The 14294-nt window shown below is 71.2% G+C and carries 14 protein-coding genes; 6 read left to right on the forward strand and 8 right to left on the reverse strand.

Translation table 11 applies throughout. The features are described 5' to 3' along the window. Window positions 1-483 precede the first annotated feature (483 nt). The 4 genes from ACIQRL_RS00045 to ACIQRL_RS00060 all read right to left on the reverse strand — a co-directional run bounded on the left by ACIQRL_RS00045 (window position 484) and on the right by ACIQRL_RS00060 (window position 3186). The gene (locus tag ACIQRL_RS00045; RefSeq protein ID WP_401324840.1) at window positions 484-723 is read right to left on the reverse strand and encodes a chaplin; all 240 of its coding nucleotides are present in this window, start codon (window positions 721-723) and stop codon (window positions 484-486) included. A 196-nt stretch (window positions 724-919) separates the two neighbouring features. Next, the gene (locus ACIQRL_RS00050) at window positions 920-1165 is read right to left on the reverse strand and encodes a chaplin (protein ID WP_401324842.1); all 246 of its coding nucleotides are present in this window, start codon (window positions 1163-1165) and stop codon (window positions 920-922) included. Window positions 1166-1385: 220 nt separating this feature from the next. Further along, window positions 1386-2027, reverse strand: a complete 642-nt coding sequence (locus tag ACIQRL_RS00055; protein WP_401324845.1) for a response regulator — start codon at window positions 2025-2027, stop codon at window positions 1386-1388. Beyond that, window positions 2020-3186 (reverse strand): GAF domain-containing sensor histidine kinase, encoded by a 1167-nt coding sequence (locus ACIQRL_RS00060; RefSeq protein WP_401324848.1) that lies wholly within the window; start codon window positions 3184-3186, stop codon window positions 2020-2022. Before ACIQRL_RS00060 ends, ACIQRL_RS00055 begins: the two co-directional genes overlap by 8 nt. Before the next feature lie 183 nt (window positions 3187-3369). Here ACIQRL_RS00060 and ACIQRL_RS00065 point away from each other — a divergent pair, with 183 nt between their 5' ends. The 3 genes from ACIQRL_RS00065 (at window position 3370) to ACIQRL_RS00075 (ending at window position 6265) form a co-directional block, all read left to right on the forward strand. Further along, window positions 3370-4065: an SDR family NAD(P)-dependent oxidoreductase gene (locus ACIQRL_RS00065; protein ID WP_401324851.1), complete on the forward strand. Its 696-nt coding sequence runs from the start codon at window positions 3370-3372 to the stop codon at window positions 4063-4065. An 8-nt stretch (window positions 4066-4073) separates the two neighbouring features. Continuing rightward, a complete protein-coding gene (locus tag ACIQRL_RS00070) occupies window positions 4074-5189 on the forward strand; it encodes an S-adenosylmethionine:tRNA ribosyltransferase-isomerase (protein WP_401324854.1) in 1116 nt (371 codons plus the stop codon). Window positions 5190-5479: 290 nt separating this feature from the next. Continuing rightward, window positions 5480-6265 carry a transglycosylase SLT domain-containing protein gene (locus ACIQRL_RS00075; protein WP_401324856.1) on the forward strand — a complete coding sequence of 262 codons (786 nt, stop codon included), beginning with the start codon at window positions 5480-5482 and terminating at the stop codon, window positions 6263-6265. An 82-nt stretch (window positions 6266-6347) separates the two neighbouring features. On the opposite strand, the gene ACIQRL_RS00080 is transcribed toward ACIQRL_RS00075, so the two are convergent. Next, a complete protein-coding gene (locus ACIQRL_RS00080; RefSeq protein ID WP_401324859.1) occupies window positions 6348-8840 on the reverse strand; it encodes an FHA domain-containing protein in 2493 nt (830 codons plus the stop codon). Between the two features lie 239 nt (window positions 8841-9079). Here ACIQRL_RS00080 and ACIQRL_RS00085 point away from each other — a divergent pair, with 239 nt between their 5' ends. Next, window positions 9080-10879: a streptophobe family protein gene (locus ACIQRL_RS00085; RefSeq protein ID WP_401324861.1), complete on the forward strand. Its 1800-nt coding sequence runs from the start codon at window positions 9080-9082 to the stop codon at window positions 10877-10879. Between the two features lie 650 nt (window positions 10880-11529). After that, a complete protein-coding gene (gene serB, locus ACIQRL_RS00090) occupies window positions 11530-12747 on the forward strand; it encodes a phosphoserine phosphatase SerB (RefSeq protein ID WP_401324864.1) in 1218 nt (405 codons plus the stop codon). A gap of 71 nt (window positions 12748-12818) precedes the next feature. Here serB and ACIQRL_RS00095 read toward each other — a convergent pair whose 3' ends face one another. Both ACIQRL_RS00095 and ACIQRL_RS00100 read right to left on the reverse strand, forming a co-directional pair. Then, complete coding sequence (locus ACIQRL_RS00095) at window positions 12819-13337, reverse strand: SixA phosphatase family protein (protein ID WP_401324867.1); 519 nt, start codon at window positions 13335-13337, stop codon at window positions 12819-12821. Between the two features lie 228 nt (window positions 13338-13565). Then, entirely contained in the window at window positions 13566-13781 is a 216-nt protein-coding gene (locus tag ACIQRL_RS00100; RefSeq protein WP_401324869.1) for a hypothetical protein, read from the reverse strand. A 192-nt stretch (window positions 13782-13973) separates the two neighbouring features. Here ACIQRL_RS00100 and ACIQRL_RS00105 point away from each other — a divergent pair, with 192 nt between their 5' ends. Then, window positions 13974-14099, forward strand: a complete 126-nt coding sequence (locus ACIQRL_RS00105) for a hypothetical protein (protein WP_401324872.1) — start codon at window positions 13974-13976, stop codon at window positions 14097-14099. A 26-nt stretch (window positions 14100-14125) separates the two neighbouring features. Here the strand turns inward: ACIQRL_RS00105 and ACIQRL_RS00110 are convergent, their stop codons facing one another. Next, window positions 14126-14242, reverse strand: coding sequence for an SGM_5486 family transporter-associated protein (locus tag ACIQRL_RS00110; RefSeq protein ID WP_401324874.1), 117 nt, complete (start codon window positions 14240-14242; stop codon window positions 14126-14128). Between the last annotated feature and the right edge of the window lie 52 nt (window positions 14243-14294).

A 14294-nucleotide genomic window follows, 5' to 3' on the forward strand; every position in this document is an offset into this window, starting at 1 on the left:
AGCGGCTCGGCTGCCCCGCCCGCTCGGGCTTGCATGGCCCGGGATCCGCGCGTGTACGAGCATCTCGGGTGCCCCCCCTCGTCCCGGGGCTTGCGGGCATCGCCGGGTTCCTCGGATGCATGAGCGGCTCGGCTGCCCCGCCCGCTCGGGCTTGCATGGCCCGGGATCCGCGCGTGTACGAGCATCTCGGGTGCCCCCCCTCGTCCCGGGGCTTGCGGGGATCGCCGGGTTCCCTGGGGCGCACGGGTCACTGCGGCGTCCTGCTCGGGCTCGCGCTGCCCGGGTTCCCCGGATGCGCGGATGGCTCGGGTGTCCTGGCCGGGTCATGTGCCCGGGTGCTCCGGGCGTCGGCGGGGAAGGCCCGCCGGCGAGCGAAGGGTCGGGGGCTTCGCGTGATCCGGGGTCCGGGCGCCCTGGCCGGTGGGGCGTGGGAAAGGCCCCGCGAAACGTTTCCGTTCGCGGGGCCCTTGTGGCCGGTGGGGCTCAGCCGTTCGCGCCCACGTTGCCGAACGCCGGGTTCAGGGCACCGATGACGTTCACGCTGTCGCCGACCACGTTCACGGGGACGTGGACGGGGATCTGGGCGACGTTGCCGGAGCCGACGCCCGGCGACCGCACGGCCGCGCCCTCGGCGCCCGCGTCGGCCACAGCGGCACCGGCACAAGCGCCCGCGGCGATACCGGCGACGGTGACGGCCAGGGCGGCCTTCTTGGCGATGTTCATGGGAAGTGTTCCTCCTGCGTTTGCGGATCCGACCCTGCCGCGGGTCGTACGCTGAGCAACGCCGGGGAGTCGGGGACGGCACGGGACGGCCGTACTGATTGCCCCGTCCGATGCAGTCCGCCGATGAGCGGACAAGCCGACCGGCCCCCAGGGACACCCTGGAAGGCCGGTGGTCGTGTCGTTCCGGTGGGGAACCTCAGCGGTTGAGGCCGAGGTTGCCGAAGGCCGGGTCCAGGGCGCCGATGACGTTCACGCTGTTGCCGACCACGTTCACGGGAACGTCGACCGGGGCCTGGACGAGGTTGCCGGAGACGACCCCCGGGGAGCCCACGGCGTTGCCGGCGGCCGACGCGCCGTCCGTCGCCGAGGCCATGCCCGCGCCGGCGGCGACCAGGCCGCCCGCCACCATCGCGACGGCTGTGAACTTCTTCAGGTTCTTCACTTGCGAAACCCCTCCTCGCGAACACCGCGGCGGACCGCCGCGGCGCACTGGAGAACGGCCGGACCCCTCGCAGGATGCGCCATCCGGGTGACATACACCCGACGGTATGAATCTCATCCCGGAGCGGAACCCTCCGAGTTGACGCGCGGTGGCACCGTCCCGCCCGTGCGCCAGGGGAGTGCCCGGGGCGCGGATCCCCTGGTGGACGGTCGTTTGACGATCAGTCCGCGATCCCGTGGCGTACGGCCCAGAGCGCGGCCTGGGTGCGGTCGGCGAGGTCGAGCTTCATCAGGATGTTCGAAACGTGGGTCTTCACGGTCTTCTCGGAGAGGACGAGGGCGCGGGCGATCTCGCGGTTCGAGCGGCCGTCCGCGATCAGGCCGAGCACCTCGCGCTCCCGCTCGGTGAGGGAACCGCTTCTCCCCTGGCCCGAGTTGACCTCCTCCTGGGACAACAGGGCGCCCGCGACCTCGGCTTGGAGGACGACATGCCCCGCGTGGACGGAGCGGATGGCTCCGGCCAGCGCGTCCGGGTCCACGTCCTTGTAGACGTACCCTGCGGCGCCCGCGCGCAGCGCCGGCACGACCGTGCGCTGCTCGGTGAAGCTGGTGACGATCAGCACGCGCGCGGGGTTGGCGAGTTCGCGGAGCTTGCGCAGCGCGTCGACGCCGTCCATCCCCGGCATCTTGACGTCCATGAGGACGACGTCCGGTTTCAACTCCTCGGCACGGTCGACGCCTTCGGCCCCGTCGGATGCCTCTCCGACGACCTCGATGTCGTCCTGCACTTCGAGGAAGGTGCGCAGTCCCCGGCGGACGACCTGGTGGTCGTCGACGAGCAGCACCTTGATTGCGTCAGCCACCAGGGACCTCCATTTCGATCACGGTGCCCTTTCCGGGCGCCGATTCCACGGTGAGTGTGCCGCCGACCCCGCTCGTCCGGTCCCGCATCGACACCAGGCCGAGGTGGCGGCCGGCGCTGCGTATCGCGGTGGGGTCGAAGCCGCCGCCGTCGTCGGTGACGTGCAGGACGGCACCGGTGCCGCGTCGGTCCAGGGTGACGTCGACGTGGGTGGCGCCGGAGTGCCGCAACGCGTTGTGCAGGGCCTCCTGGGAGACCCGCAGCACGGCCTCCTCCTGGGAGGCGGGCAACGCTCGTACACCGTGGCTGGCGAAGGTCACGCGCGCGGAGTGGGCGCGGTCGAGGACCTGGATCTGGGTGCGCAGGGTGGCGACCAGGCCGTCCTCGTCGAGGGCGGCGGGGCGCAACTCGATGACGGCGGCGCGCAGTTCCTCGGTGGCCTCGGCGGCGAGAGCGGCCACGTGCTGGAGTTCGCCCTTGGCGCGGGAGGGGTCGCGGTCGACGAGGGTGGCGGCGGCCTGCGCCGTGAGGCGCAGGGAGAACAGCTTCTGGCTGACGGCGTCGTGCAGTTCGTGCGCGAGCCGGGAGCGCTCCTCCGCGATCGTGAGCTCGCGACTGCGTTCGTAGAGCCGGGCGTTGGTCAGGGCGATCGCCGCGTGCTGGGCGAGGATGGTGAGGAGTTCCTCGTCGTCCTCGGTGAAGCCGCAGCGGCCGTCCGGCTCGGGGCACGGTGGTCCCCCCTCGGGGCGCAGCTTGTTCGCGAGGAAGAGCGCGCCGATGGTCTCGTCGCCGTCGCGGATGGGCAGGCCCAGGAAGTCGGACATGTCGGGGTGGGCCTCGGGCCAGCCCTCGAAGCGGGGGTCCTTGCGGACGTCGGCCAGCCGCTCGGGGCGGGCCTCGCGCAGCATCGCGGCGAGGATGCCGTGCTGGCGCGGGAGCGGTCCGATGGCCTTCCACTGCGCGTCGCTGACCCCGTCGACGACGAACTGTGCGAAGCCGCCGTGGTCGTCGGGCACGCCGAGGGCCGCGTACTGCGCGTCGAGCAGCTCGCGGGCCGAGGCGACGATCGTCTTGAGGACGTCGCGCACTTCGAGATGCCTGCTCATGGCCAGCAGCGCGGAACTCACCGCGTACAGGCCCGACCGGGGTCCGTGACTCATGACCCCAAACTACCGGCGGGGTGTAACAGCGCGTATCGGGCGTGTGCGGCGTCCGCCGGGCCATTGGGCCTAGGACGAAGGGCCCCTGATCATTGCGCCCCGCGCACGAGGCGGCCGGGCGGCCCCCGTTCCTACGGTGAGGGCACCCGCCGGGAAGGCGGTCGGAGCGAGGGGACGGATGTCATGCCGGTAGCGATCATCACGGGGGCCTCGAAGGGGCTGGGTAGGGCGCTCGGCGCGGCTCTGGCGGAACGCGGCTGGGATCTGGTGCTCGACGCCAGAACGGCCGGGGTGCTGGAGGAGACCGCGGCGGCGCTGTCCGCGAACGGGACGCGCGTGGAGGCTCTGCCCGGGGACGTGACGGACGCGGGTCACCGCGCCGCGCTGGTGGCGGTGGCCCGGAAGCTGGGCGGTGTCGACCTGCTCGTGAACAACGCGAGCGCGCTGGGCGCGGAGCCGCTGGTGCGTCTGGAGGAACTGGGCCTGGACGGGCTGCGGCAGGCCCTGGAGGTCAATGTGGTCGCCGCACTGGGCCTGATCCAGGAGGCGCTGCCGCTGCTGAGGGCGGCCGGGGCGGGCGCGGTCGTCGACATCAGCTCGGACGCCGCGGCGGAGGCGTACGAGACCTGGGGCGGCTACGGCGCCTCGAAGGCCGCTCTCGACCGTCTCTCGGCGGTCCTCGGCGAGGAGGAGCCCGGCCTGCGGGTGTGGGCGGTGGACCCCGGGGACATGGGTACGGACCTCTACGCGGCGGCCGTGCCGGACGACGACGCTCCGCGGCCGACGCCGGAGAGTGCGGTTCCGGCCTTTCTGCGCCTGCTCGACGAGCGGCCGGCCAGCGGACGCTACGCGGCCGAGGCCCTGCTGGAGGAGCGGTGACGACGGCGATGGGGGTTCCTCAGGCCGGGCGCGGCCGGGAGTGGGGAAGCGTGCCGGAGGAGTTGTCGGCGCGGGTGCCGGCGGAGCAGCGTGGTCCCGGCCGCGACCGGGATTCCGTACGGCTGCTGGTGTCGCGCGGTACCGAGGTGTCGCATCACGCGTTCGTGGAGCTGCCCCGGCTGCTGCGGGCCGGGGACCTGCTGATCGTCAACACCTCGGCCACCCTGGCGGCGGCCGTGGACGGGCGGACCGGCCACGCGCGCGTGGTCGTGCATTTCTCCACGCGGGGCGATGACGGGCGGTGGGCGGTCGAGCTGCGGGATCCCGACGGAAGGGGGACCACGCGTGCGCGTGCGGGCGGCCCCGCGGGGACAGTGGTGTGCCTGCCCGGGGACGTACGCCTCGTCCTCGACGAGCCGTTGTCCGCGCGCGGTGGGCGGCTGTGGTGGGGGCGGGTGCCGGACACGGACGTGCTGGAGCTGCTGCGGCGGCACGGGCGGCCCATTCGCTACTCCTATACGGAACGGGACCAGCCGCTGTCCGTGTACCAGACGGTGTTCGCGCTGCCGTCCGGCGACGGTGCGGGGAGCGCGGAGATGCCGAGCGCGGCGCGTCCCTTCACCACGCGGCTGGTGGCGGAGCTGGTGAGCCGGGGGGTGCAGTTCGCGCCGGTCACGCTGCACACGGGGGTCGCTTCGGCGGAGTCGCACGAGCCTCCGTATCCGGAGCGGTACGAGGTGCCGTCGGTGTCGGCCCGGCTGATCAACGCGGCGCGGGCCGGCGGGGGCCGGATCGTCGCGGTCGGTACGACGGCGGTACGGGCCGTGGAGTCCGCGACCGGCACGGACGGGCTGGTGCGGGCGGCGAAGGGCTGGACCGGCCTCGTGGTGACCCCGGAGCGCGGCGTGCGGGCCGTCGACGGGCTGCTGACCGGGCTGCACGAGCCGGAGGCCTCGCATCTGCTGATGCTGGAGGCGATCGCGGGAGGGGCGGCGATCGACCGCGGCTACGAGGAAGCCCTGCGCAGGCGCTACCTGTGGCACGAGTTCGGGGACCTGCACCTCATCCTCCCGGCCGAGGGTGCTCACTCTGAGCATTGCTCTCGCAACTGCCGGTCAGAATGACCTGGGGCCCCTGTGAGCCCGCGCATAGGGTCCAGGTCACGTACGAAGGAGCATAGGAGATAAAAGGGACAAGATGACCAGGGAAGACGTGCCAGTCTGCCCCGATTTGCCCCATCCGTGTCCACTATCGGGCTTCGTACGTCACAGCTTTGCCAGGGCATTTTGCGACCGCTAAGAATTGCGTTGTCGCTCAGCGCATCGGGTTCTCCCCCGAAGCGTTTGTTCCGGAAACACAGTCCCCCGCCGGGACGAAGAGCGACCTCCGCGCTATTCGAAGAGGTCCATCAGTCATGCCCAAGAACATCGCCACTCCTGGTCATCGTCCGACGCTGACCAAGCTGCACAAGCTCTCGATCGCCGGTGTGGCCACCCTCGGTGCCGCCGCCCTCGCGTTCTCCGTGGTACCCGGCAACTCGCACACCACCACGGACGACGCCGCCGCCCCCACGGCGCAGGTCGCCTACAGCGAGCACCAGATAAAGGACGTCAAGGCCGGCGTCACCGGCCCGCTGGCCGGCGCCGACCTGAAGGCGCAGGCCATCGCGGCCAAGCAGAAGGCCACGGCCGACTCCGCGGCCACGGCGAAGAAGAAGGCGGCCCACGTGGCGGCCGCCAAGAAGAAGGCGGTCGTCCAGGCCGTCGCCAAGAAGAAGGCCGCCGCGACGAAGAAGGCCGCCGCCGAGCGGGCGAAGGCCGCCGTCGCGAGCCGTTCCACGCAGCGCATCAAGCTCCAGACGGTCGCCGCGAAGACGTACGCGAACAACCTCGACGGCTGGATCCGCGAGTCCCTCGACATCATGAAGGCCAAGGGCATCCCCGGCACCTACCAGGGGCTGCACAAGAACATCATGCGTGAGTCCTCGGGCAACCCGATGGCCATCAACAACTGGGACATCAACGCCATCAACGGCATCCCGTCGAAGGGCCTGCTGCAGGTCATCCCGCCGACGTTCACCGCGTACCACGTGGCGGGCACCTCGTGGGACATCTACAACCCGGTCGCCAACATCACCGCCGCCGCCAACTACGCGGCCGACAAGTACGGCTCGATGGACAACGTGAACAGCGCGTACTGAGGGCTCAGCGCGGAGTTCCCACACAGACGCCGAAGGGCGGCACCCCGATCCGGGGTGCCGCCCTCGCGTCGTTCCCGGGCCGCTACTTGCGCATGACCTCGGGCTCGTGGCGGCGCAGGAAGCGGGCCACGAAGAAGCCGCAGACCACGCCGAGGACGATCAGCGCGATCATGTCCAGGGTCCAGGCCCCGGCCGTGTGGTTCCACAGCGGGTCCGTGCTCGTCGGATCGTCCTGGTTCGGGAAGATGTTGTTCAGGTCCAGCGTGGCCCCGGAGGCGGCCACCGCCCAGCGGGCCGGCATCAGGTACGAGAACTGGTTGACACCCACCGTGCCGTTCAGGATGAACAGGCAGCCGGTGAAGACGACCTGGACGATCGCGAACATGACCAGGAGCGGCATGGTCTTCTCCGCGGTCTTCACCAGCGAAGAGATGATCAGACCGAACATCATCGACACGAAGCCGAGAGCCATGATCGGCAGCGTGAGCTCGACCTTGGGGAGGCTCTTGAGGATCAGCCCCTGGGCCGGGACCTCACGGCTGCCGAAGCCGATGGCGCCGACCAGAGCGCCCTGCAGCACGGTGATCACCCCGAGGACGATCACCTTGGACATCAGGTACGCCGAGCGCGACAGGCCCGTCGCCCGCTCCCGCTCGTAGATCACCCGTTCCTTGATCAGCTCACGGACCGAGTTGGCGGCGCCCGCGAAGCACGCGCCGACGGCGAGGATCAGGAGCACCGTCGTGGCCGTGCCGTTCGCCACATGGGCGCCCGAGGGCAGCACCTTGTCGTTGACCAGCAGCGTCTTTCCGTTGTCGATGAGCAGACTGACCGAGCCGAGGACCGCCGGCAGGATCACGGTCAGCGCCAGGAAGCCCTTGTCCGAGGCGATCACCGAGGTGTAGCGGCGGATCAGCGTCATGAGCTGGGAACCCCAGCTCTGCGGCTTCGGCGGCTTCATCGCCTGCGCGGGCGGCATCTGCGTCGACTGCGGAGCCACCGCGTCGATGTCCGCCGCGTACATCTGGTAGTGCTGCGAGCCCTTCCAGCGGCCGGCCCAGTCGTAGTCGCGGTAGTTCTCGAACGCGGAGAACACGTCGGCCCAGGTCTCGTAGCCGAAGAAGTTCAGCGCCTCCTCCGGCGGACCGAAGTAGGCGACGGAGCCACCAGGCGCCATGACGAGGAGCTTGTCGCAGATCGCGAGCTCGGCCACCGAGTGCGTGACGACGAGGACCGTACGGCCGTCGTCGGCGAGGCCGCGCAGCAGCTGCATGACATCGCGGTCCATGCCCGGGTCGAGACCGGAGGTCGGCTCGTCCAGGAAGATCAGCGACGGCTTGGTGAGCAGTTCCAGAGCCACCGAGACGCGCTTGCGCTGGCCACCGGAGAGGGAGGTGACCTTCTTCTCCTTGTGGATGTCCAGCTTCAGCTCGCGCAGCACCTCGTTTATGCGCGCCTCGCGCTCCTCGCCCGTGGTGTCGGCGGGGAAGCGCAGCTTGGCCGCGTACTTGAGGGCCTTCTTGACGGTCAGCTCCTTGTGCAGGATGTCGTCCTGCGGGACCAGACCGATGCGCTGCCGCAGCTCGGCGAACTGCTTGTACAGGTTCCGGTTGTCGTAGAGGACGTCGCCCTGGTTGGCGGGGCGGTAGCCCGTGAGCGCCTTCAGGAGGGTCGACTTGCCGGAACCCGACGGGCCGATGACCGCGACGAGCGACTTCTCGGGTACGCCGAAGGAGACGTCCTTGAGGATCTGCTTGCCGCCGTCGACCGTGACCGTCAGGTGGCGGGCCGAGAAGGAGACCTCACCGGTGTCGACGAACTCCTCGAGCCGGTCACCGACCAGACGGAACGTCGAGTGGCCGACGCCGACGATGTCGTTCGGGCCGAGCAGCGCGGAGCCGCCCTTGGCGATCGGCATACCGTTGACGTACGTGCCGTTGTGCGAGCCGAGATCGCGGATCTCGAAGCGGCCGTCCGGCGTCGCGTGGAACTCGGCGTGGTGGCGGGAGACCTGGAGGTCGGAGACCACCAGTTCGTTCTCCAGCGCACGGCCTATGCGCATCACGCGGCCGAGTGAGAACTGGTGGAAGGTCGTCGGGCTGCGGTCGCCGTAGACCGGCGGCGCCCCCGCGCCACCACCGGGTCCCTGCTGCTGCGGAATGCCCGCCGCCTGTTGCGCTCCCTGCGCGGGCTCCGGCGCCTGCGGCGTCGGCTGCTGAACCCAGCCGGGGCCTGCACCCTGCGCCGCCAGAGGCTGTTGCTGCGGCTGCGCCACCGGGGCCGCGGCACCGGACACGCTCAGACGCGGTCCGTCGGTCGCGTTGCCGAGGTGCACGGCCGAGCCGGGCCCGATTTCCAACTGGTGGATCCGCTGCCCCTGTACGAACGTGCCGTTGGTGCTCCCGTGGTCGTCGATGACCCAACTGCGGCCGTTCCAGCTGATCGTGGCGTGCCGCCAGGAGACCCTGGCGTCATCGAGCACGACGTCCCCCTGCGGATCACGTCCGAGGGTGTGAGGCCTGGACGCGTCGAGCGTCCAGGTCCGTCCATTCAATTCCAGTACGAGTTCCGGCACTCCAGCCCCACTGAGTTGTCCCCCGAGTTACCCCCATCACAGGGAGTCTAGGGATGTCGAACATCGTGGGGAACTATTTCAGTACAGGCCCCATGTCCGAAAGTCGGGCCTTGTGAACGATGGCCACGGGCGGGTTGCCTGTTTCCGTTGACGGGGTTGAAACCGGCCCGGAGAGTGGTAATCCCACGCGAGGGGGACATTCGCGGGGAACACCGCGGCGCGGATCGGGGGGTCTGGCGATGAGCATCGGGACCATGCACCACGGCGGGAGCACCAGGAGCGTGCCGTGGGGAGATGTGCTGTTGTCCGCGATCGCCTCCGTGAGCTGGGCGTTGATCGGCATGGCGGGCACCGCCGCGCTCGGGCTGCACCTGATCGGGGCGGATGCGGCGGCCTCGCTCGGCCCGATGACGGCGGCGGTGGTGGCTCTCGGGGTGAACGGCGCGGTGACGCCGTCCGGCAACGTCTCCGCCTTCGGGCTGAAGGGGGCCGACGCGCACACCGCCATCCAGATCACCCCGCTCGGTGTCGGGCTGGTCGGCGCCCTGCTGCTGTCGTGGTTCTTCCTACGGTCCTTGCGCGGGGCCGGAGTTGTCATCTCCCCGGCCGAACTCCTGGCGCGGGCGGGCGCGGTGATCGTCGTGTTCGTGGCGACACTGGGCGGGCTCGCCTGGGCCGGACACGACGTCATCACGATCGACGGCGGCAAGCTCGGGCTCGACAAGGTCACCGGCGGGGACGGCGGGCTCGGCAGGATCACGGACGGACTCCCGGGCGGGCTCGGGGACCTGGGTGGTCTGCTGCCCGGCAAGATCGGTGACCTCGTGAAGGCGAAGGCGGCCGTGGGCTTCTCCGTCGACACCGTGCCGACGCTGCTCGGCGGGGCCGCGTGGGCCGCCGGCGTCCTGCTGATCGCTCTGCTGGCCTCCCGGCGTACGCCGCTGCCGCCCGGCTGGGACGCCGTGCACCGCGCGGTGCGGCCGGCCGTCTCCTCTCTGGTCGCCGTTCTGCTGGTCGCCGTGCTGGCCGGGCTCACGGCGGCGGCGTACGCGGCGATCGGCGACGCCCATCCGAAGCGCATCGCGGGGGCGGCGCTGCTCGGGGCGCCCAACGGCGTGTGGCTCGGCGTCCCCGTCGGACTCTTCGTCCCCTGGGACGGCAAGGCCACCGGCGAACTCGCCAAACTGCTCCCCGCCCCCCTCGACAGGCTGCTGACCGTCGACACGTCCCGGCCCGTCACGCTCGGGCGGCTCGCCGAACTCGACGGGCGCGTATGGCTGTTGGGGGTCGCCGCCGCCTTGATGATGCTGTACGCGGGCGTCCTGACGGCTGCTCGTACGCCATATGTACGGGCGGGTGACGGCGCCGCTGCGGGAGCGCGTGCCTCAGATGTACGGGGTGACAGTGCTCTGCGGTTCGCCGGGCGCTGCGCACTTCGGCTCGGCGTCGTGACGGCGCTGGCCCTGCCGCTGCTCGCGTGGCTGACGGAGGTGTCGGTGGACGCCTCGCTGTCCGTGCTCGGGTTCGACGCGTTCGGGGCCGGGATCGAGTTGCACGGGCGGTTGGGGGTGGCGTTGGTGCTGGGGGCGCTCTGGGGGGCGGGGGCCGGTGCGGCGGGCGCGCTTCTGGCCTGTGCGAGTGGGGCCGCGGGGCGGCGGGCCGCGGGGTTGGCACGGGGTGACTCGGCGGGTGCGCGGATCGGGGAACCCGGGGGGCCCGGAGAGCTGGGCAGTGCCGGCGCGGGTGGTGGTGACGGTGGGAGTGCTGGGCCGTACCGGCCCGGGGGCTCGTACCGGGCACCCAACCCCGACACCAATCCGTATCTGAAGGTGCCGGACGAGTTGCGGGAGCCGGCGGATCGGAGGCCGGCTCCGAGGAGTCCTCGGGCGCCCGGTGATGTGTACGGGGCGCCTACCGTGGTGGGGCCGATAGGTCCCCCGCCGAAGCGGCGCCAGGACGGCCCGCCACCACCGCCTCCACCACCGGTCCCCCCTTCGCCGAACGAGGGACCGCCGCCCCCGCGCAGGCCACGGCGCTGAGGGTGCGCGGATGCGCTCCGGTGGGGCGCCGGCACCGACTGCGGTCGGCAGGTGACTGGGCTGCGCCCCCTCCCGCGACCTTCCGGCCGCAAAGGCAAGAGCCGGCCCCTGCGTGCGTCCCGCCCTCCGCCCGAGGCGAGGAATCCAGCCCCTCGGGCGCCTGGGAAGCGGGGAGCCGGGAGCGAGGAGCGGCTTGCGGGGGCTGGGGCTGATTCCAGCCCCTCCGGCGCTTGAGGAGCGGGGTCCGGGGCGGAGCCCAGGGGCCGGGAGGGGCAGGGGCTGAAAGGGCAGGGGCCCGGGGGGGCGAAGAGCGGGATGTGGGGCCCGCGCGACCAGAGGCCGGACGCAAACGGCGGGCGCGGGGGAAGAATTCAGCCCCTCCGGCGCTTGAGGAGCGGGGTCCGGGGCGGAGCCCAGGGGCCGGGAGGGGCAGGGCCGGGGACGGAGGGCGGGGTGTAGGGGCCGCGTGGCCCGGGGGCGGGGACAACGGCCGGTGCGGGGAGTTGTCTGGGATGTGGTGGATGCCGCCCGCGCAGCGGGGGTGGTCCGTTTGTCACCCGTGTGCCGTTTGGGCGTCACCCACTGTTCCGTGTCCGCTAGGCGGACCGGGCGGGCGGGAGGCACTGGGTGCCGGATACGGTGGGAACACCATGAGCGCTTTGCAGACCTCTGATGTGCCCACTCTTCTTGTCAAGATCTTCGGCAAGGACCGGCCGGGCATCACCGCCGGACTCTTCGACACCCTCGCCGCCTGGTCCGTCGACGTGGTCGACATCGAGCAGGTCGTCACCCGGGGCCGGATCGTGCTGTGCGCGCTCGTGACCGAGCCGCCCGCCGGCCTCGAAGGCGATCTGCGGGCCACCGTCCACAGCTGGGCGGAATCGATGAAGATGCAGGCGGAGATCATCTCCGGCCTCGGCGACAACCGCCCGCGCGGATCCGGACGTTCGCTGGTCACGGTGCTCGGGCATCCCCTCACCGCGGAGTCGACGGCCGCGATCGCCGCGCGGATCACGAAGACCGGCGGCAACATCGACCGTATCTTCCGGCTGGCCAAGTATCCGGTGACCGCGGTCGAGTTCGCGGTTTCCGGTACGGAGACCGCGACACTGCGCACGGCGCTGGTGACCGAGGCCTCGGCACTCGGTGTGGACATCGCCGTCGTGGCGGCCGGCCTGCACCGGCGGGCCCAGCGTCTCGTCGTGATGGACGTGGACTCCACGCTCATCCAGGACGAGGTGATCGAGCTCTTCGCCGCGCACGCCGGATGCGAGGACGAGGTCGCCGGGGTCACGGCGGCCGCGATGCGGGGTGAGCTGGACTTCGAGCAGTCGCTGCACGCGCGCGTGGCGCTCCTCAAGGGGCTGGACGCGTCGGTGGTGCAGAAGGTGCGCGAAGAAGTGCGGCTGACGCCGGGCGCGCGCACCCTGATCCGCACGCTGAAGCGACTCGGATTCCAAGTCGGTGTCGTCTCCGGCGGGTTCACGCAGGTGACCGACGATCTGAAGGAACGGCTCGGGCTCGACTTCGCCCAGGCCAACACGCTGGAGATCGTCGACGGGAAGCTGACCGGCCGGGTCACCGGGGAGATCGTGGACCGGGCGGGCAAGGCGCGGCTGCTGCGCCGGTTCGCCGCCGAGGCCGGGGTTCCGCTGGCCCAGACCGTGGCGATCGGCGACGGCGCCAACGACCTCGACATGCTGAACGCCGCCGGCCTCGGGGTCGCGTTCAACGCCAAGCCGGTCGTACGCCAGGCCGCGCACACCGCGGTGAACTTCCCGTTCCTCGACACGGTGCTGTATCTGCTGGGCGTCACCCGCGAAGAGGTCGAGGCCGCCGACATGCATGAGGACGACAACGCCCACTGAGTGACGTGCCACGACGGACGGGGGCCCGGCACCACCACGGTGCCGGGCCCCCGTCCGTCGTAGGGGTGGGTTCACTCCGTCGGGGCCCAGTAGTCGGTGAGGGCGCCCGATCCGGGCTCCAGGGACTTCCAGGGGCCGTCGAAGGAGAGCACCGCGAAGGCGGCGGTATGGAAGCCGTGGGCGTTCATGCGCGTACGGGTGTCACCCTCGGCCTGGCCCGCCAGGACATCGGCGAGGCCGTGCACGCCCGGGTTGTGACCGATGAGGATCACGTTGTGCGCGTCGTCCGGGGTTTCGTTGAGCACGGCGATCAGCTCGCCCGGCGAGGCTTCGTAGAGCCGCTCCTCATAGACCGTTTTCGGCCGGTGCGGGAGCTCCTGGACGGCGTGCTTCCATGTCTCGCGAGTACGGATCGCGGTGGAGCAAAGGGCCAGGTCCAGGGGGATGCCGGTGTCTGCCAGCCTGCGTCCGGCGACGGCGGCGTCCATGCGGCCCCGGTCGGCGAGCGGCCGCTCATGGTCGGACATCTGCGGCCAGTCGGCTTTCGCATGCCGGAAGAGGACAATCCTGCGGGGTTCTGCGACGCTCATGCGTCCCAGCTTCGCACGAAACATGCCATGGGGCGCAGGGAGTTGACGCGGTCCCCCGGCGGGGGTGACGCCGTGCTCCGTCAGGGCTGATGCCGTACCCCTTGAGGGGTGAAGCGGTCTCCCCGGGTTGCGGACGGCTTCCGGCTGTGCGTGAAGGCGCGACCCGGAATGCCTCCGGAACAGCTCGGTGGGGCGTGGCTTGATTGCGGTGGGTGAGACCCCGACGGCTCACGGAGCGTTGTGCAGGAACGTCTGCTGGATCCGTTCGAACATGTGGGTGATCGCCGGGTCGCTGCCCGCGGCGTGCGCGTCCGCCGGGTTGAGGATCATGAGCAGCAGGGAGATGAAGGCGAGCGTGGGCAGGGCGAGGGCCCACCAGGGCAGCCGGATGTCCACGCGGCCCCTGGTCGCCGGGTGGGGCCGGGTGTGCGTATGGGCCGACATGCCGCCTCCGAGAGTCTTCGAGTGGTCCCTGGACCGCGTCCAACGGTCACAACTCGAAGTTACGGACTCAGCCGGCCCCAACCCATCCGGTGATCCACCCACTTGACCCTGACACCCGCCCCCTAGGGGATGGGGGGTTAGCCCTACCTCCCGCGGCCCGAGGACGGTTCCGTGCCAGGGGCAGCATGCTCTGTGGGGCGTGCGAGGGCGTCCGAGCGGCTGCGGCTGCGGCTGCGGCTGCGGCTGCGGCTGCGGCTGCGGCTGCGGCTGCGGCTGCGGCTGCGGCTGCGGCTGCGGCTGCGGCTGCGGTCAGGGTGACGCCGCCGGCCGCGGGGCTCCGGCGATCACGGGGACGCGAAGGACGCGATGATGCCGATGATCACCGTGATGGCCAGCATCACGCCGAGCACGAGCAGCAGCTTCTTCTGGCCGTTCGGGGGGTTCGGGTCGAGCACAGGCATGCGGCAAGTCTCGCACCCTTCGTCCGCCGCGCCGCCGCCGGGGCCCATCACC

It is taken from the genome of Streptomyces sp. NPDC091209 (genome assembly GCF_044757755.1).
In the GTDB taxonomy this organism is placed as follows: domain Bacteria; phylum Actinomycetota; class Actinomycetes; order Streptomycetales; family Streptomycetaceae; genus Streptomyces.